Origin of the sequence: Pedobacter zeae (assembly GCF_014196715.1) — a bacterium.
Classification (GTDB): domain Bacteria; phylum Bacteroidota; class Bacteroidia; order Sphingobacteriales; family Sphingobacteriaceae; genus Pedobacter; species Pedobacter zeae.
This window is the reverse complement of sequence record NZ_JACIEF010000002.1, coordinates 958,195-977,249: the sequence shown is the minus strand read 5'-3', so window position 1 is coordinate 977,249 and position 19,055 is coordinate 958,195. Positions and strand designations below refer to the sequence as shown.

The 19,055-nt window shown below is 41.9% G+C and carries 11 protein-coding genes; 5 read left to right on the top strand and 6 right to left on the bottom strand.

Going from position 1 to position 19,055, the window contains the following annotated elements:
* Positions 1-77 precede the first annotated feature (77 nt).
* From GGQ60_RS10750 to GGQ60_RS10730, 5 genes are all read left to right on the top strand, one after another.
* Positions 78-1,619, top strand: a complete 1,542-nt coding sequence (locus GGQ60_RS10750; protein ID WP_183763510.1) for a pyridoxal phosphate-dependent decarboxylase family protein — start codon at positions 78-80, stop codon at positions 1,617-1,619.
* The gene (locus tag GGQ60_RS10745) at positions 1,570-4,023 is read left to right on the top strand and encodes a GNAT family N-acetyltransferase (RefSeq protein WP_183763507.1); all 2,454 of its coding nucleotides are present in this window, start codon (positions 1,570-1,572) and stop codon (positions 4,021-4,023) included. Before GGQ60_RS10750 ends, GGQ60_RS10745 begins: the two co-directional genes overlap by 50 nt.
* A 1-nt stretch (position 4,024) precedes the next feature.
* A complete protein-coding gene (locus GGQ60_RS10740; protein WP_183763505.1) occupies positions 4,025-5,383 on the top strand; it encodes a lysine N(6)-hydroxylase/L-ornithine N(5)-oxygenase family protein in 1,359 nt (452 codons plus the stop codon).
* A 66-nt stretch (positions 5,384-5,449) separates the two neighbouring features.
* A complete protein-coding gene (locus GGQ60_RS10735; protein WP_183763503.1) occupies positions 5,450-7,261 on the top strand; it encodes an IucA/IucC family protein in 1,812 nt (603 codons plus the stop codon).
* Positions 7,262-7,517: 256 nt separating this feature from the next.
* Positions 7,518-8,144, top strand: coding sequence for a M23 family metallopeptidase (locus GGQ60_RS10730; protein WP_183763501.1), 627 nt, complete (start codon positions 7,518-7,520; stop codon positions 8,142-8,144).
* A 287-nt stretch (positions 8,145-8,431) separates the two neighbouring features.
* Here the strand turns inward: GGQ60_RS10730 and GGQ60_RS10725 are convergent, their stop codons facing one another.
* The 6 genes from GGQ60_RS10725 to GGQ60_RS10700 form a co-directional block, all read right to left on the bottom strand.
* Complete coding sequence (locus tag GGQ60_RS10725; RefSeq protein ID WP_183763499.1) at positions 8,432-8,824, bottom strand: hypothetical protein; 393 nt, start codon at positions 8,822-8,824, stop codon at positions 8,432-8,434.
* A gap of 137 nt (positions 8,825-8,961) precedes the next feature.
* Positions 8,962-10,485 carry a M60 family metallopeptidase gene (locus GGQ60_RS10720; RefSeq protein ID WP_183763496.1) on the bottom strand — a complete coding sequence of 508 codons (1,524 nt, stop codon included), beginning with the start codon at positions 10,483-10,485 and terminating at the stop codon, positions 8,962-8,964.
* 35 nt (positions 10,486-10,520) lie between these two features.
* Complete coding sequence (locus tag GGQ60_RS10715) at positions 10,521-11,723, bottom strand: glycoside hydrolase family 27 protein (RefSeq protein ID WP_221235928.1); 1,203 nt, start codon at positions 11,721-11,723, stop codon at positions 10,521-10,523.
* Positions 11,724-11,867: 144 nt separating this feature from the next.
* Complete coding sequence (lacZ, locus tag GGQ60_RS10710) at positions 11,868-15,032, bottom strand: beta-galactosidase, LacZ type (protein WP_183763494.1); 3,165 nt, start codon at positions 15,030-15,032, stop codon at positions 11,868-11,870.
* A 359-nt stretch (positions 15,033-15,391) separates the two neighbouring features.
* Positions 15,392-17,095 carry a LamG-like jellyroll fold domain-containing protein gene (locus GGQ60_RS10705; RefSeq protein ID WP_183763493.1) on the bottom strand — a complete coding sequence of 568 codons (1,704 nt, stop codon included), beginning with the start codon at positions 17,093-17,095 and terminating at the stop codon, positions 15,392-15,394.
* Positions 17,096-17,104: 9 nt separating this feature from the next.
* The gene (locus GGQ60_RS10700) at positions 17,105-19,051 is read right to left on the bottom strand and encodes a M60 family metallopeptidase (RefSeq protein WP_183763490.1); all 1,947 of its coding nucleotides are present in this window, start codon (positions 19,049-19,051) and stop codon (positions 17,105-17,107) included.
* Between the last annotated feature and the right edge of the window lie 4 nt (positions 19,052-19,055).

The following is a 19,055-nucleotide window of genomic DNA, read 5'->3' as shown; positions in this document are numbered from 1 at the left end:
TAATTATTCATACAATACCGGCTTTGCAGCTGGTCGTTTATTGCCTTTTAAACCTAAAAATTTGAAAAATTAAAAAAATGTTTGCATCAGATCTCGAAAAACATGAGCTTATAGATTTCCTCACGGAAAGTCCGACGAAGGAAATCTTTCATCACCAAAACCAGGAAGAATACCTCCACGCCATTGGTAAGGTGAGCCTGGCGGTAAAAAAATTCCTGAACCACAACCAAAAGCCGTTCAGCGGGGTAACACCAGCCCAGCTAAGGCCCCTGTTCGATGCGGTTGAATTTGAAAAAACGCACGACAACTACGATTCGTTGCTGAAAGAAGTAGAACAACTTTACACCAACCACGCTGTTGCTTTCCACCACCCTGCCTATATTGCGCATTTAAATTGCCCGATAGTGATTCCGGCCGTTGCGGCAGAGGTCATGATTTCGTCGATCAATTCATCTATTGATACCTGGGATCAAAGTGCCGGCGGAACGTTGATAGAACAAAAACTGATTGAATGGACCTGCGATCAGATTGGGTACAGCAAAAAAGCTGATGGGATATTTACCAGTGGTGGTACCCAAAGCAATTTAATGGGACTTTTATTGGCGCGTGATCATTATGCCGCTACTGTTTTAAACCACAACATCAAACTGTACGGCTTACCGGCAGAAGCTTCAAAATTCAGGATTTTTGTTTCGGAGAAGGCGCATTTCAGTATCCAGAAAAATGCTTCGCTATTGGGACTGGGCGAAAAATCGGTCATCAAAATTAAAACCGACCGCAGTTTCAGGATGAATATGGTTTTACTGGAAGATGCCATTAAACGCGAAATTGCCCAGGGCAACATTCCAATTGCCGTGGTGGGCACCGCAGGTACTACCGATTTCGGAAATGTAGATCCCTTGAAAGAACTTGCTGCAATCAGTAAAAAATATAATACCTGGTTCCATATCGATGCTGCTTATGGTTGTGGATTATTATTAACCGACAAATACCGTAGCTTGCTCAATGGCATAGAACTGGCCCATTCGGTTACGGTTGATTACCATAAATCTTTCTTCCAGCCGGTAAGCAGCAGTGGTTTTCTGGTAAACGATCAAAAATATTTCAACCTGATTACCCATCACGCCGATTACCTGAATCCAAAAGACCACGACGATGATGGCTTACCAAACCAGGTAAACAAATCGATACAGACCACCCGCAGGTTCGATGCATTAAAACTCTGGTTTACACTTAGAATGATGGGCAGGGATAAGCTAGGTGAGTATTTTAACACCATTATCGAAACCGCCGCTCAAATTGCAGAGCGTTTACAGGCCGACAGTGATTTTGAACTGATGAACGAATCGGATATCAGCGCTTTGGTTTTCCGTTACCGTCCGAAAATCGTGGCTACAAATGTCTGCGCCATGAACCAGTACATTAAAAAGGCCATGTTTAACGAAGGGAAAGCCCTTGTTGCAGGGACCAAGATCAACCAACAATTCTACCTCAAGTTTACCCTACTTAATCCGCTAACTACACTTAGCGATATTGAAAACATTATTAAAATCATTAAAAAACACGGAAATGAATACGTTAGACTCAACCTCGCTTCAGCAGATTTCAGAAGAAACTAACTTTAATGCCCTTCTAAACAGTTATTGCCGGGAATTTAACAACTGGAGCCGTTACGCTGGTATTCCAAAATACGATGCTCCCCTTGCCGCTTACCTGGTTAGCAGGACCGACTGGTTGCACATCAGGTTCGATTTCAGTTCCATTGGTTCGGAAGTATATGCACCTTTAAAATTTTATGCAGACAGCGGGCGTCATGTATTTAATTTTCCGGTAATCGAACGCAATATAGCTACAGATGCGATCAACCCGGTCAGCATTTTCCGCTTCATGGAACTGGCTATCCGGTTCAGTGCGGAAGAATTCCCAAATGCCGGTGCTGCCCTTGTTAACGAACGCTTAACCAACAGCGTAGAAAACCTGGAGTTGTTCCTGAACTATTTTAAACAGAATGGCAAACCTGTAAATTTTGCCAAAATGAGCTTTATAGAGGCTGAACAATCGTTGTTTTTAGGTCATAATGCCCATCCCCTGCCAAAGGGCCGGTCGGGTTTTAACGATAAAGAAGAACTTTTCAAATTTTCTCCGGAAACAAAGGGGCAATTTCAACTCGCTTATTTTTTAATTGCTGCGGATAACATTAATGAGAAAAATGCAGAAGGCTTTGATATTACTGATCTTTTCAGGATTGAGCTGCAGGAAAGTGGGAATCAGGAGCTTATTGCCTTATTGGATCAGCATCCAAATCATAAAGTGGTACCCATGCACCCCTGGGAAGCTCAACACCTGCTAACGTTACCAACTGTACAGGCCATGGAGAAAGAAAAATTGTTAATCTATCTTGGTTGTTTTGGAGATTATTACACGCCAACATCATCAGTAAGAACAGTTTACAACGCCACAAGCGATTGGATGCTAAAGTTCTCTTTGCATGTAAAAATAACCAACTCGGAAAGGGTTAACCTGGTAAGGGAGCTTTACCGTGGTTATGATGTAAGCAAACTTTTAAAAACGGAGTATGGGAAAGCCGCCAAGGCCGAATTCCCGGAGATAGAATTTATTACTGATCCTGCATTTATTACCGTGAATTACCGGGGCGAAACGATTGATGGCTTTAACGTCAGCGTCAGGCACAATCCTTTCAAAGGAGAAGACGCCGGGAAGAATGTAAGTTTACTGGCGGCGCTCTGCCAGGATGGTTTATTGGGGCAGAAACCCAGAATTGCGCATATCATTGAGGAAGCATCGATCAGTAAAAATAAAACAGTTGCATACACGGCTGTAAACTGGTTTAAACAATACCTTCACCTTTGTGTGGCGCCAATTGTTGGCCTTTATAACCATTTTGGAATGGCTTTCGAGTTTCATCAGCAAAATGTACTGCTGGAGCTGGATAAGGATTTTTATCCGGCCAAATTCTATTTCAGAGACAACCAGGGTTATTTCTTCAGCGATGCCAAAGCCGAAGCTTTAGCAGCCGTTTATCCGGGCATTGCTGCCGAAAGCGGATCGATTGTCCCCAATGAATACATTATCCCCAAACTCACCTACTACCTGCTCATTAATAACATTTTAGGCGTAGTTAATGCTATTGCCAGCAATGGTTTGGCAGATGAAAAAACCCTTATCGACCTGGTTTACCTGGAGTTTAAACAATTTGAGAACAGTGATCGCACTGGACTGGTAGATTATATCATCAACCGTCGCACCTGGGAGGTAAAGGGCAATTTATTGACCAATCTTTGCAATATCGATGAAGCGAGTGCACCGATTGATAATCCGGCCATTTACCGCGGATTCCCTAACCCATTGGCCAAATTTTTCTTTTCCGAAAACCTGATCAAGCCACAAACCCTGGATGTACTGTACAGCAGGTTTTTTCCGAAAGAAAATGTGACCATTACTATCCGTCCGTTCAATATCGACAACGACCTGGAAATGGTACACGATTGGTTTAACCAGGAACATGCCAAACCGATCTGGAAAATGGATGGCCCGATTAAAGGTCTGGAATTATTTTACAGAACCTTATTGCCAAATGATGCTTCGCACAGCTTTATTGGCGAAATAAATGGCGAGCCTACCTTCACGATTGAACCATACTGGCCTATGCGCGATGGTGTTGGTGCCTGTTATGAAGCCCTAATGACCGATTATGGTGCGCATTTATTGATTGCCCCAACTGACAAGGACAAAAAATTCAGTTTTGAAACCGGGCAGGCACTAATGGATTTCATTTTCGAACAGCCAGAAGTAGGCAAATGTATTGGTGAAGCAGCTGTTGAAAGCCGGGCAATGCACATTTTTGTTACCAGGTTGGGATTCAAACTGGAAAAAGTAATCCAGATGCCTTATAAAATGGCCAACCTGACTTTCTGCTACCGCGATTGGTATTGGGAGAAATATCCTGAAGCCAAAGCGTATGCCATGATGAAGTCAGGACAGTTGGAAGCGGAGGAAATTTAACATGAACAAACAGAAAACATACGACATTGTAGGCATCGGCATAGGCCCGTTTAATTTGGGTCTGGCCGCCTTATGTACACCAATAGAAAGCTTATCCACATTATTCCTGGATCAGGCAAGCGAATTTAACTGGCATCCGGGTATGATGCTGAACGATGCCACGTTACAGGTTCCCTTTATGGCCGATCTCGTTACCCTGGCTGATCCAACCAGTCCGTACAGCTTTTTAAACTACCTGAAACAGACCGACCGGATCTATAAATTCTACATCAGGGAAAATTTTTTCGTCTTGCGTAAAGAGTATAATGCCTATTGTAAATGGGTTATCTCCCATCTAAAAAACTGCCATTTCGGGCAAAAAGTGAGTAGTGTAACTTATAATAATGGCATTTATCAGGTAGAAAAGACCGATCAGAATACCGGCGCTACAGAAGTTATTTATGCTAAAAAATTAGTCCTCGGTACTGGCACTGTGCCAAAAGTACCTGCCTTTGTTAACCCAACCCTGCATCAGCATGCCATACATTCTTCGGAGTATTTAAAGTTTAAACAAACTCTACTGGAGCAAAAAACGGTTAGCATTATTGGTTCGGGACAAAGTGCGGCAGAAATTTTCTACGACCTGCTGCCTGTAACAGAAAACGGCTTAAAACTGAAATGGTTTACAAGGCCAGACAGGTTCTTCCCGATGGAATATTCGAAATTAACCCTTGAGCTGACCTCGCCGGAATATGTAGATCATTTTTACAACTTAAGCGATAACAAACGGAAACAGCTCTTAAGCAAACAAAATTCTTTATTCAAGGGGATCAATTTCGAGCTGATCAACCAGATTTTCGATAAGCTTTACGAATTGAGTGTTGACGGCAAAAAAATCAATGCCGAATTGATGCCGAACTGCCAGTTGAACAACATAAGCATCACTAACAACGGCAGTTATCAGCTCGATTTTTATCATACCGAGAGTGAAAAAGAGTTTGCAGTTAATACCGGTGCAGTGGTATTGGCCACGGGTTACCAATATCGCGAGCCAGGCTTTTTAGCAGCTCTTGGCGATCGTATTGCACGAAATACAGATGGACTTTTTCAGGTACAGCGCAATTATGCCATCGACATCAACGGGAACGAGATCTTTGTCCAGAACGCCGAACTGCATACGCATGGATTTGTGACACCTGACCTTGGAATGGGCGCTTATCGCAATGCATCCATCATCAATGCCATTTTAGGTTTCGAAATCTACCCGGTAGAAAAACGGATTGCTTTTCAACAGTTTAATGTAAATGGTGAGGAAGATGTTCTTCAACAGGCTGAGAATTTTGTCAGCGACTGTCACGTTGAGCCTGTCGAAACGCCTTAAAGCTTGGGTTAGTTCTTCGACAAGCTCAGGATGACAAATCTATATTTAAACGAAAAATTTAATACTATGAGTTACAACAATTTCAATCAGATAAAACCTTTAAAAAAAGAAGTTTGGGATAAGGTAAACCTAAACTACATTGCAAAATCGATCGTAGAGCTGATGCACGAAAAACTGGCAGAACCTACACTGCTTCATACCAATGAAGATGGCGTTCAGGATTTCCGTTTAGCGACCGATACCGAGGCTATTTATTATACTTTTTCAGGCCGGCAACGTGCTTTGGATTACCTGCATATTGATAAACAGAGTATTAAAAAATTTGTTAACGGCGAAAGTGTAGCGGTAAACAATGCACCAGCCTTTTATACCGAGTTGCAGCAAACGTTTGGCATTAAGCCCTTTACCCTCGCCCATTTTATCGAAGAAACCTTAAATACGTTATATGCTGATGCTTATATCCACGAAAAAGGCAGGTTAACAGCTGATGAACTGGCAGGTGCAGATTACCAGACCATTGAACATCAGATGGATGGTCACCCATGGGCAACCATTAACAAAGGGCGTATCGGTTTTAATCATAGCGATCAGGGTAAATATGCGCCCGAAGCTGCACAAAAAACACAGTTGGCCTGGCTGGCCGTACACAAATCAAGAGCCCAGTTTAAAAGTATCGAAAGTATTTCTTCATTCTCTTTTTATAATGAGGAATTGAGTTTAAAACAGGTTCACGAGTTTAATCAGGTTTTGACCCGGCAGAAATTAAATCCTGAAAATTATTTCTTCATCCCTGTTCACGAATGGCAATGGAACAATAAAATCGTATTGCAGCTGGCGCATGACCTTGCACATCAGCTGATTGTACCTGTTGGCATTGGAAACGACGAATACATGTGCCAGAATAGCATTCGCACTTTCTTTAATGTGAGCGAGCCTAAAAAACATTATGTAAAAACGGCAATCTCTATCTTAAACACCTCAATTTTCAGGGGCTTATCGCCAAAAAAACTCGCCATTGCACCGAAAGTTACGCAATGGGCGAAAGATATGTTGCAGGGCGATGAATACCTGAAACAGACGCGGGTGGTACTTTTAGGTGAGGTAGCCACAGTAGCTTATATCCATCCGCAATACAACGAAATTCCGGGATCTCCGTATCAATATCAGGAATTTTTAGGTGCCATCTGGCGCGAAAGTGCAGAGAACTACCTGCTGGAAGGCGAAAACATCATGACCATGGCCAGTCTGCTTTATGTAGATGATAACGGTAAAAGCATGGTGCAGGCGCTGATCGAAAAATCAGGATTGGATGCTTCAACTTGGCTAAATGCTTATTTATCGGCCTATTTAAAACCTGTATTGAGAATCTTCTATAAACACGCCTTTTTCTTTAGTCCGCATGGCGAAAACACGATTCTGGTAATGAAAAACGGTGTTCCGCAGCGGATTATTATTAAAGATTTTGTTGAAGAAATTGTATTGACAGAAGAATCGAAAGCCAAACTGCCTGATGATCTTGTTAATGTTTTAAGGGAAATTAACGATGAGCTGGCACCGTTATTTATCCTCTCGGGCATATTCGATGCGGTTTTCAGGTACCTGGGCAATATTTTTCACAGTTATGTTGGAATGGATGAAAAACAGTTCTGGCGCCAGGTTGCCAGTGTAATCCTGGAATTTCAGCAGGAAAACCCGGAATTAGCTTCCAAATTCGAAAAATTTGACCTTTTTGTGCCCGAATTTATCAGGGTATGCATCAACAGGGTAAGGTTGCTGACCCATGGTTACAGTGAAAGCACCGATGTTCCGGTTCCGGAATTGATAGGCACCTTGGTTAACCCTGCTGCCGAAGCATTGAAAGAGGATGTTTTGGCCTGATGCGAGGGCAGCTGGCAACAGCTGACTTTGGATAAATCCGGATGACGCTTCAACCAAACAGATTAATGGCTCATTTCAGTGGCAGATGTTATCATCTGCCACCTTGTTTATTCCGCTTTGCTTCAGTCGGGATGACGACTTTTTTAGGAGATCACATCTCAGTCGTTCTTTCTTCGAATAACGATACCATTCTTTAAACTAAAAAAATAGTTTACATCAATAAAATCATTATCTTGACCTATAAATTACTCCCGGCATGAAAACCTTACTGTTTCTCTTTTTATCATCCCTCTTATTCGAAACTCCAACCATTGAAAAAGACCGCGACCGCTGGAAACCTTATTATACGGATGCTGCTCCGACGAAAACAGCCGATCAATGGTATCTTCCATTTGATGTAGCCAACCGTAAAAAGATCAGCAATATTAAAATTATCAGCATTTTTGGTGATCATCGTGATAGTTATGTTAAAGGACATATCCATACAGCCATAGACATTAACCCTGCTCTACCCAAGGCAAAACTGGTTGCTGTTTATGCCATGGCGAATGGAATTGTTTGCTCTGTTCATTTGGGTGAAAACCAGCGTACGGTAGTGGTAAAACATAAATTACCAAACGGGCAATTTATGTTTACTTCTTACAAACACCTGAAAGAAGTTTATGTAAGCAATGGTCAGCTGGTGGATCAGAACACCAAGCTGGCCAGGTTATTTACACCACAGGAAAGCAAAAAATATGGTGGCGATTACCATCACCTTCATTTGGAAATCAGGAAGAAATTTGATGATTATGGCTGTGCAAGTTGGTTAACTTTTAACAATACGCAACTGAACGACAGGTTTTATAATCCCCAGGTTTTTATGAAGGAACATCTTAAATAAGGTTCGATTGGTTGATGATCGACTTCAATCAATCGTTGTTTTTCATGGGTTCATCGCCATCTTTATGGCCCCAGGTTAAACTTACAATCAGTACAATGGAGGTTAATATATAGAGCATGCGTTTAATTTATTTGGTTAATTTATCCTAAAACGGATACCAGGTTAAAAACGCTACAACGCAATTAAAATCTAATCTACCATGTTGAACTTAATAAAATGAAGTCAGATGTTTCCATCTGACTCTAAAACTTTAATCATTGCAGATAAGAATATCTGCTACCCACTGGTTAGTAGGTAAATTTTGGCTTTCCGTTATCGCAGGTAACGCTTTTTGGCTGTATCACCAGTGCACAATCAGAAAATACCCCATATTTTTTATTAAAATCGGCCTGCAGCTTTGTGTATTGTTCTACTTTTTTCAGGAAACTGCTTTCATCAATTTTAATGGAATAGGCAATGTAGCCAGCGGCACCTCCACAGGCTTTAGCGCCTATGGCAGTATATTTCCATTCGCTGGCATTTTCGCAAGTGAATTGTTTCGCTAATTTTTCAATTTCTAGATAAAGATTTTCGAGTTCAGCCTGATCTGCATTTTGCCTCGTCTCGATGCGGTCTTTACAAGCCAACATTAAACTCATAATCAGTACAGTTGAAGTTAAAATAAATAGCGTCCGTTTCATCGTTTGTTTAATTTCACCTAAAACGGAAATCAAAATAAAAACGCTACAAAAAGAAAACCCATGAGGTTTTTGAGCAATACCCACTAAAACCCCACAGGCTTACTGTCCTTTTTGATTATTTTATTTAAAAATGAGGTTTAATTTACGGGCGGGAAATTGAAAGGTTTCCATGCAGGCAAACCTGCCAGTTCCTTTTGCGTTTGTTCGCTAATCCCCACACCCCAGGTAATAAAAAATGGAGCAAGGTTACGCTTTACAATATTCGAATAGGTTTTTGCCCATAAATCTCGTTTTTGCTGGTCGTTAAGCTGATCAATGGATGGACCAATTTTTTGATACTCTTTAAAGAAGGCTTTAAAGTTCTCCCATCCAAAACCCTCCTGCATCTGGCGAAACATGATCAGCCCTAAAAACGGATCTTTTTTCCACTTTTCGTAATCGGCGCCTTCTGCGAAGTATTTTTTCATCATTTTCTGCGTGTTGGCGCTCGATACACCCGTGTGCGAATCATCCCTTCCGCCCATTAACCGATCGAACATGTACAGGGAGAAGAAGTTGTTGCTTACCTCTGTTGTACCGCCAAAAACCCAGTTCAGGTTTTGCATGTTATGCCCTATTTCGTGAAAAAAGCCCCAGTTTGCGCCGCCTTTGCTCGGCTTCATCAATAACTCCGGGTTAGCCATAATTTCATTAGAAAGCATGTGTTTGGAAGGCGAATGGTGAATCATGATCGGATAACCACTGTGCATGTAACCTCCTCCGATATGCTCATCCGGAACCATACGTTGGGCGCGATAAAACGGGGCAGGCATGTTGGCCAGGTCGAGCTCGCCCAATACAACTAAATCCCACAACTTAAGCACTTCTTCAGGATTTTTAATGGTTTGCAATACGCTATCAGGCAGGGTTAAAATCACATTTTCAGTAGCCATTTCGCCCCATGGCGCTTTATTGTTTTTTAACTGGTTTTCCCACTCGCTTTGTGTGCTCTTCCCCAAAACAAAAAGTGGTGCAGCTACCGCATGGCTAATTTTGAGATCAATTTTTCTGCTTGCCGCCTGTGGCTTAACATCAATGTAAATTAAACCTCCAAAAGGCGAGGCTAACCTGTTTTTACCAATGACGAGCTTTTGTTTTTTGGTGATAATGGGCATCCTGCGCCAATCTTCTTTACCGGCTACCCAGTAGTTTAAACGATCACTATGTGCTCCGATCTGTACTTCCATTTCGTTTACATCGGCATTTTTAGGCACATCAATTTCGATGTATTCGCCAGCTTTGGCATACAAACCGGTGCTGTACATGGTGGCATTATCGTAACCCGAATAGCCCAGTGTTGATACAATTGCTACCAGGCTATCGGCCATTTTTTTATGTTCGATAGTTACCGTTTTATTGATAAACCGGAAGCCCTCTTTTACAGCCCCAGGGAAGATATTGGCCGATGGCTGCGCCTTAATGCTTTTATAATCGGTACTTTTTAAGGTTTCATCGCTCCATTTGGCTATGGCTTTTCTAAACTCAGTATCGTTTTTTGAAAGGGTGTGTTCGGGCGAGATAACAATAGTTGCCGGATCTTTTGCTACATCCTGAGCAAAAGTAGCCAGCCCAGCTGCTAGGAGCGTAAGTGTGAGTGCTGATTTGATTGATGTTTGGTTCATTGTGTTTAATTTTATTGTTCGGTATTTGAGGGAGGTTAACCCTTTTTTAAGCGGAAAACTTTGGTTTCGTGGGCAGTTACCTCACCTGTCCACTTGTTATTTTTGCCGATAACCTGATGTTGCCACAGGTCTTTTAACTCGTATTTGCCCGTTAAGCCTAAATCTGCAAAGTTTACCTTGGCCTTTTGTGTTGATGCGGATTTATTTAAGATCGCAATAGCAAAATCGCCATCAGCCAGCGGACGGATAAAAACATCCCAGATATCGGTTTTAATTTTGCGTTCGGCTTGTTTGCCCAAAGCATCCTGATTTAAAGCAATAATTTCCGTATTGGTAAAAATGGTTTTGGCTTCATCATCCATTTTGCGGATATCGCAGCTGGCGTACAATGGTGAATTGAGCATGCTGTATAAACTCATCTGACTCTGGTATTCAGCTTTGGTACAACCTACACCTTTAAAAGCCGAAGATGGCCCCTTGGCACCATGTAAACCTGCCACCAGCATATCGCCATCATTCCATTTACCGGGGCCAGAGAAACTGGCCAGTCCGGCCATTTTATCAACCACATTGTAAATACCAACGCCTCCTTTACCTTCTATATCCAGCCATTTATCCCTGATATCGTAAGTGGTTCGCCAGCTTTGTCCACCAACCTGTGCACCCCAGTTCCAGGGCTCGCGCGGTCCCCATTCGCAAATCCCCAATACGATAGCCCTACCTGAATTACGTAAGGCCCGGGCCATTTTTCCATATCTTGTTTTAGCGGTTTCTACATCCTCAGGTGCATTACAATAATCGTATTTGAGGTAATCTATCCCCCACGACGCAAAGGTTTTGGCATCCTGATCTTCGAAGTTCAAACTTGCGGTGTAACCGCCACAGGTTAAAGGAGCGGCATCCGAATAAATACCCAGCTTCATGCCCTTACTGTGCAAATAATCGGCTAATGCTTTAATACCTGATGGGAATTTCTTAGGGTTGGGAATAATGTTATTTTTATTATCGCGGCCTCCCTGCCAGCAATCATCTAAAAAAATATACTGATAACCGGCTTTTACCATACCACTGCTGATCATGGCATCGGCCATTTCTTTAATATCCTTTTCGTTCGGATTTTCTGACATGATGTTCCAGCTCATCCAGCCCATAGGCGGTGTTGTGGCTAATTTAGTTTCCTGCGCCAATGCAGCCTGTGTAAATAACAAAAGCACAAAGCATATTCTGATAAATTTCATTTTTTTGTTTTGGTTAGGTAATGTTAATTTAATTAAAAAAATAGCATTCGTCATTCCCAAGAAAGTGGCAGTCTTAATGCAATATATAAACCTGGCTAAAGCATTAAAATCCCGAATCAGGTTGGGAATGACGAACTACCTATGTTATTTAATCGGTTTGATGTAATAGCTGTACTGGTAATCTTTGAAGGGAATCTGATACTGGATTAATGGCATTGAGCCCCAGCTATCGATACCCTGAACACCCAGTTGTAGCAAATCCATGTGTACATAAATCTGATTACGCTTTACCAGTTCGCCGGAATGGTATTGTTTTTTCTCTGCCTCTGGGTCTAAATCCTCCACCGCGTAAGGCAATGCGTTAAAACTTAACAACTGACCAGCAAATTCGAAGCGGAGGCCCTTACCAGCCTTATTGGTGAAATTTACCCAGCGCACTTCGGTTTTATTACCACTTTCCTGCGGACGTGCATAAGGGAAATACTGATCGGCCACGGTTGACCTGTAGGTACCTATTAATGATGCCGTTTTTCTGTCCACATAGTTTTCTCCTGGTCCGCGACCATACCATTGGATATTGCTGTAATCATTTTTCAGCTGCAGATCGTTTCCGATACGCATCAGGCTTTTGTAATTACCTGTTACCGCTTTAAACTGGTTGTTTACTTTAATGGTTCCATCGGCCAGTACATTAAATTCCTGTGTAGTTTCGGCATCGCCTTTTAACAGGATCGATTTAACAGTTAGGGTGAAGCCCTCGGCAGTATGGTTTATTACAGATTTTATGTTGGTTACATCATTATTCTGATAAACATTGCGCCACATTCTTAGCCTGGTATTTAAACCTGCGCCAATATCGTTATCGGTTGGTGCCCTGTAAAAGCCTGGTTGTGGCCCGGCAGCCAATAATTCCTGCCCTTTAGAAATGTAGCTTGTTAACATTCCTTTAGTTAAATCAAAGGTGATCGTAAAATCGCTTCCTTTAACCACGGCTTTATCTGCTGTTTGCTCCACTTTTAAGGCTTTTTTACCCGTAACATAAGTGTTAGCCTTTGGCGCACCAGCCAGGGCAATCTGCTCGTAAGCAATTTCATAACCTTTTTCCAAAAATGGCTCAGGTGTTTTTAAGCGGTAATGTACATTCAGAAAATATTCTTTTCCGGTACTGTAATTGGTTTTAAACGGTAGGCTTAATGTTTGGTTTTGGCGCGGACCGATATTGAGGTTGCTCACCACGCCAGTTTGAATTATTTTTCCGTCTTCAGCCAGTTCCCAGTTCAATTGCACATTGCTGATGTCTTTAAAGAAATAGCTATTGTTGATATTAATCTGATTGCCACCATTAAAGGTGGTTTTAATGTACTGATGCACTTTTTTGAGCTCTACGGCCATTGGTGTCATGCCGCGGTATGCGGTTACCACCCCTTTTACACAGAAATCGTTATCGCTAAAGTTCTCATCAACCGGACCGCTCAATGGGAAATCGCCACCATAAGCCATAATGCGTTTGCCATTTTTAACGGTATCGATCGCCTGGTCGATCCATTCCCAAACAAAACCACCCTGTAGTTTGGGATTGTTTTCAATCGCATCCCAATATTCCTTAAAATTACCCAGACTGTTGCCCATAATGTGCGCATACTCGCTCATAATAAAAGGCCGGGTTTCTTTTTCCTGTTTCGAATAGCGAGGCAGGTAGTTAGGCGAAGGATATTGCGGAACAATCATATCGGTATTAAAATCGTTTTCTGCCCTTTCGTATTGTACCGGTCGGGTATCTTTTGTTTTAAGCCATTGGTAAGCTTCGTAAAAGTTAACACCATTACCGGCTTCGTTGCCTAACGACCAGGTAATTACCGAAGCGTGGTTTTTATCGCGCTCATACATCCGGGTAATACGCTCCAGGTGCGGTACGCGCCATTGTTTATCATTAGCAAAAGTGGTTTCTAAACTGTAATAGCGGCCATGCGATTCGATATTGGCTTCGTCTACCACATATAAACCGTATTCGTCACAAAGCTCCATCCAATAAGGGTCGGGAGGATAATGAGAGTGTCGCACTGCATTAACGTTGAGCTTCTTCATCATTTCCATATCTTTTTCCATATCGGCATGGGTTAAGGTATGGCCCTGGGTAGCATTGTGCTCGTGCCTGTTTACGCCTTTAAGAAATATACGTTTGCCGTTAACCAGTAAATCGCTCCCTTTAATTTCAACAGAACGGAAACCTACCCGTTGTGGGATGACTTCGATTATCTTATTGTTTTTATCTTTTAGCGTGATGAATAAGGTATAGAGGTAGGGTACTTCTGCCGACCAGGTTTTTACATTGTTCACCTCTGTTTTAAACGATAGATTGGATTTGTAATTACCCAATACTTTTTGCAGCGTACTTTCATTTTTCCAAACCTTGTTTCCTTTAGCATCTACCAGATCGAGCGCGACATAAAAACTATCCGGATGGCTGTGATTGGTACGCTGATCTATTCTATAATTTTCAACAGCGAGATCAACATTTAATAATCCATTGGTATAAGAAGCATCGAGATTGCCGATCACCTTGAAATCACGGATATCCAGTTTGGGAGTAGAATAGAGATAAACTTCGCGTTCGATACCCGAAATGCGCCACATATCCTGGCATTCTAAATAACTGCCGTCGCTCCACCTGTAAACCTGAAGTGCGATGGTATTTTCGCCCGGTTTAACATATTTGGTGATATCGAATTCGGCAGCAAGCTTACTATCTTCACTATAGCCTACTTTTTTTCCGTTTACCCAGATGTAAAATGCCGATTTAACGGCTCCCAGGCTTATAAATACCTGCCTGCCATCCCAACTGGCCGGAATATTGATCTTTTTCCGGTAAGAACCTACCGGGTTATTATCGGCCGGTATATCGAAAGGCGGATTCATTTTAGCTCCGGTTAACTGTCGGCCGGCAAACTCATAAGGTTGGTTTACGTAAATCGGCAACCCGTAGCCATTCACTTCCCAGTTGGCCGGAACTTTAAAATTATCCCAGTTTTTATCGTCGAAATCGACTTTATAAAAATCTGTTGGTCTTTTCCGGGGATCTTTTACCCAGTTAAATTTCCATGTTCCGTTAAGGGATAAAAAGTATGCTGATTTTTCTTTGTTTCTTTTAGCAGCCAGCTCCTGGTTTTCGAAGGCAAAGGCCGATGCACGCATGGGCAAACGGTTGAGGGAAACCACTTCCGGTGTTTGCAGCTCGGAAGGCAGTTCCTGTGCGATCAACTGTCCTGTAGCAAATAATGATGTAAATAAAATGGTTAGTTTTCTCTTCATTGTGTGTGTATAATATTAGGTTTTGTACACCCAAATTACTGATGATTGGGTGATAATGGTAAAAATGTTTCAGCGCAAACGTTTGAGCTTTAAAGATGTTACGATTGGTTGAGTAATGGTTTTTACTGTTTTGGCCATTAAGGAATGGAGAAGGCTATGTTTTTGACGGGATATTAAAATAGCCGGTATGCGGGGTACAGGAATAATATTAAAGCACGATCGCTGTAACTCACGGTGATAAGATTGCCGGATCGGCTGAAAAAGTCTTCCGGAAAAGGCGATCTCCCGCCTCCTATTCTCATTAATAAAAAACCATTGCCACCAACCGGTGGCAAGGTTCTCATTAACTAAACTAACTACTATTTCAAAAATTCTAATTCGAAGTTTTTAAGGTAAGGTTTGCCATCGAAACTAAAATCGGGCAGGATATTAATTTTCATCCAATACAATGCTAAAGCAGAAACATCGCTCACTGTTGATGGGATAGATAAATTTGAGGTGATGGGCTCAGGTGTTGTACCTGGTGGATATAATGCTCCCAAATTTGCCCAGCTGTATACCCCGGAAAGTGACATATTGTAGCCAACAGGTGCCTTATTAAAGAAAGTACCCTCAGTTCCTTCATCCATAGGCCAAAATCCTATTAAGTTGGCATAATTAGGATGCTGGGTTATATCCTTAAGGCCAATGTTTGCTTTTATCACCGCATCGCTTAATGCTACGTTAAAAAATGCCAGGTTGGCTCCGTAAAATGGTGTTGGTGTATCGGTATCTCCTGTTCTATGGCCGATTCGAAGTAATTCACTCGTAGTTAAACTTTTTCGCGATAATATATCACTGGTTGCTTCCAAATTTCCGTCAACATATAACTTAAGGGTTCGGGCAGTGGCAGCTCCCTGTGTATTTACCGTTGTATTAATACTCATGGTTAAAGTGTGCCAGTTGGTTCCTGGCGCAGTGGTTGCGTTTACCTGTAATTTTCCGGAACCTCCATTTGATGTTCCCCCGACAGTAACCGACCACGAGTCGCCGTAGTGTCCCCATTGCCATCCTGTAATGCTGGAACCGCTTAAATTGGTGCTTTTGCTGAAAAATGTAGGATAGTTTATATTGGTGCTGTTAAATTTTGTTTCCATCTGCACGGTGATACTTTTGGTATCGCCCACATCGTAAAGCCCTTTGTCATCAGGTGTAACGGCCCTGGAGGTATTTGTACTAAAGAGTACCGGGTTAAAGCCAGATTTCTTTAATTCAAATGGTTTAAATGCAGGATTGTAAACTAAAGTAAAGCCATTAGTTGGATTGGCACTGCTGCCTCCATGATTACTGGTTAATATCACTAACCAATCTTCACCCGGATAATTCTTTCTTGCTTTTAAAGCCGTTAAAATATTACCAACATATTCATCAGCTTTAACAATTGCATTTTTATAATTAGCATTAGAGGCAACATATCCTCCATTCGCTCCAGCTGCTTCAACCTCTCTAAAGTTTACAAATATAACGCCTAAACCAGCCTGGTTATTCAAAATGCTCACCGTGCTGTCTTTAACGGCTATATCAGTTGTTACCGCCGGAGCAAAATCTGCATTTTTCATGTAATTCCGCAAATTAGCCCATGGGGTAACTAAAGCCGTTTTTACCGATTTATATTGTGTTATATAATCAAATACATTACGGTAAGATACGATAGGGGCATGTTCATCAATACCCGAGCCTGCTGCACGTTCAAAATTGTCGGTACTGATCTGGTGTTTCACAAAACTGGTACCGGTTAACATCGATACCCAGCCTGCTGCATCAGAAGCTGTTTTTAAAGTATTATATGAATATTTAGCGTTTTTCTGCAGCGCTGCAATATTGGTTGGTGCAATAGTTTGCAACTCAGTCCCGGTTAGGCCATCGATACTGATGACCAAGATTTTACGCTGACCGGCAGTAAGTGGTTTTAATTCTTCATATATAGCCGGAGGGTTAGCATATTTTTTGCAACTGGTATACCCCAATATGCCCATAATGCAAACTCCAAGAAGCATATTGAATATTTTATTGTTCGTTTTCATAAAGGCGTTTTAAGGTTTAATTAAATTACATTCTGACAAGTTCGCGTATGTAGCATTTGCCCCGCTTTTGATCACCACTTTAACATATTTAGTGCTCACAGCACCACCTGGGAAATTAAAATTATATACGGCAGTATTTTGTGGCAAGGTAGTAGTACCTACACTGGTGAAATTCACATTATCGGTACTCGTAAAAATTTCCACGTCTTTAACATAGCCTGCACTATTGTTTTGCCGTTGTGCAAAAGTTACACCTTTTACCGGAATCGGAACCGGGGAGCCTGTACCCAATACAATATTTATTGGATAGCCTAACGTATTGGTTGATGTAGCCGTGCCATAATTTGAATGCCAATAAGATGCTGCTGAAACGATACCATCAACCAATGCAGCGGTTGTTCCATCGCCTGATTGCACTGAACTTACTGATACAACCGTTGTATTATAGGTAATGGTACCCGTACCACCTGTTTTATTTAAAGGATTATAAGTCCACAAAGGCGTTTTTAAAAGCGGGTACTTCGCATTAACCTTTGCTACCACTGCATCGCTAATCAGGATACCCCATGCACCAAAAAATGGCGATAGATCGGTTTTAGCATAATCAGAAAGTTTTTCGTAAACGAAATTATGCATCGTAATGTCGCTGGTATTTAAACGCGGCGCATGACGGGCTTCAGTGTATAAATAAGTCATAGCGTCATAACCGTATTTTTCAAAAATCTGAACAAAAGGCGTCATTCGTTTAAATGGATCATTCATGGCTGCGTCAGTATCAAAGTTTTTAGTACCGGTACCGCTTGCGTAAGTAATGGCTTGTGGGAAACCGCTTGAAACTGACGGATGCAAAATATTATAATTGGCACCGATCCGGTTGGCCACTTTAAAGCTGAATAGATTATTGGTGGTTTCGCCCAGCGTACTCCAGCTCCATACCTTACCTTGTTGACAGTTATGACCAAATTCATGATAGGTACCCCATTGTCCGGAACTGGTAGTAATTGAGTTTAAACTGGTAAAACTGGCAAACCAATACGAGTCGTTTAAACCTACAAACGGGAAACCAGAGTGCCCATAACCCGCTGATAGTTGGATGTCCAATATTCCCCTCCACTGACTTTGCGGACTACGGTCTCTTACATCAGGCGCATTGTCAGACAGGCCCATCCAGGCGTTATAATCCAGATCAAAAACATCATTCCACCTGGTAAATACCGCTGTTGGGTTTGTAAATGGTTCGCTTGAATTAAAGGTTGCAATTACTTTGTCTCTCGGAATGGTAAAAATAACACGTTTGGCCCTTAATTCTAACCAGGGTACTTGCGAAGCTTTAACCTTTGCCACCCACTCTGCATCAGTAGTTTGCCCTAAAATAAAATCCGGCGAAACCACCGCACCCGTTATGGTAAATGTAACCGGGTTTGGATAAGCAAAAGATGCCAGGATATAAATGTGGCCGCCATACAAATTCCGGATATAATTAACGCCTGAAACCAATTGCTTTCTGTTGTAAATTACCGGATCGCGCAAGAGCGGAGATTTACCTCCAAGGTCATCAGTATGCGCACCAATCTGTACGGTTAAACCATCTACCCCTGCCGGAACAACAATTTTAATCAGCTCACCGGGAGCTGCATAGTAACCGGTGCTATATTGTGGTGATGGCGCTACCGAAATTCTTAAGTTTTGAGCAGTTTGATCGGTAAAGTTAAGATCGAGGGTAAATTGCGCATCTTTTACTCTTGGCTCCGACTGATCTACCAAACCCGGAAATACCCTTGCTTTTGCATACATCGATTTATCGATTACCTTCATATTGGTATCGATGGTTCCTTCGGCCACATTCTGCGAATTATCGGGATAACCATCAGGAATTTCATAGCCATATTTTTTGCAGGCGGTTAATGCCAGTAAAAAAAACAGGCCATATATTTTGGTTAATTGATTAAATTTCATTTTA

Excerpts from the sequence above, each read along its gene's own strand:
- GGQ60_RS10750 (WP_183763510.1), top strand. The coding sequence starts at position 78 with ATGTTTGCATCAGATCTCGAAAAACATGAGCTTATAGATTTCCTCACG.
- GGQ60_RS10745 (WP_183763507.1), top strand. The coding sequence starts at position 1,570 with ATGAATACGTTAGACTCAACCTCGCTTCAGCAGATTTCAGAAGAAACT.
- GGQ60_RS10740 (WP_183763505.1), top strand. The coding sequence starts at position 4,025 with ATGAACAAACAGAAAACATACGACATTGTAGGCATCGGCATAGGCCCG.
- GGQ60_RS10735 (WP_183763503.1), top strand. The coding sequence starts at position 5,450 with ATGAGTTACAACAATTTCAATCAGATAAAACCTTTAAAAAAAGAAGTT.
- GGQ60_RS10730 (WP_183763501.1), top strand. The coding sequence starts at position 7,518 with ATGAAAACCTTACTGTTTCTCTTTTTATCATCCCTCTTATTCGAAACT.
- GGQ60_RS10725 (WP_183763499.1), bottom strand. The coding sequence starts at position 8,824 with ATGAAACGGACGCTATTTATTTTAACTTCAACTGTACTGATTATGAGT.
- GGQ60_RS10720 (WP_183763496.1), bottom strand. The coding sequence starts at position 10,485 with ATGAACCAAACATCAATCAAATCAGCACTCACACTTACGCTCCTAGCA.
- GGQ60_RS10715 (WP_221235928.1), bottom strand. The coding sequence starts at position 11,723 with ATGAAATTTATCAGAATATGCTTTGTGCTTTTGTTATTTACACAGGCT.
- lacZ (WP_183763494.1), bottom strand. The coding sequence starts at position 15,032 with ATGAAGAGAAAACTAACCATTTTATTTACATCATTATTTGCTACAGGA.
- GGQ60_RS10705 (WP_183763493.1), bottom strand. The coding sequence starts at position 17,095 with ATGAAAACGAACAATAAAATATTCAATATGCTTCTTGGAGTTTGCATT.
- GGQ60_RS10700 (WP_183763490.1), bottom strand. The coding sequence starts at position 19,051 with ATGAAATTTAATCAATTAACCAAAATATATGGCCTGTTTTTTTTACTG.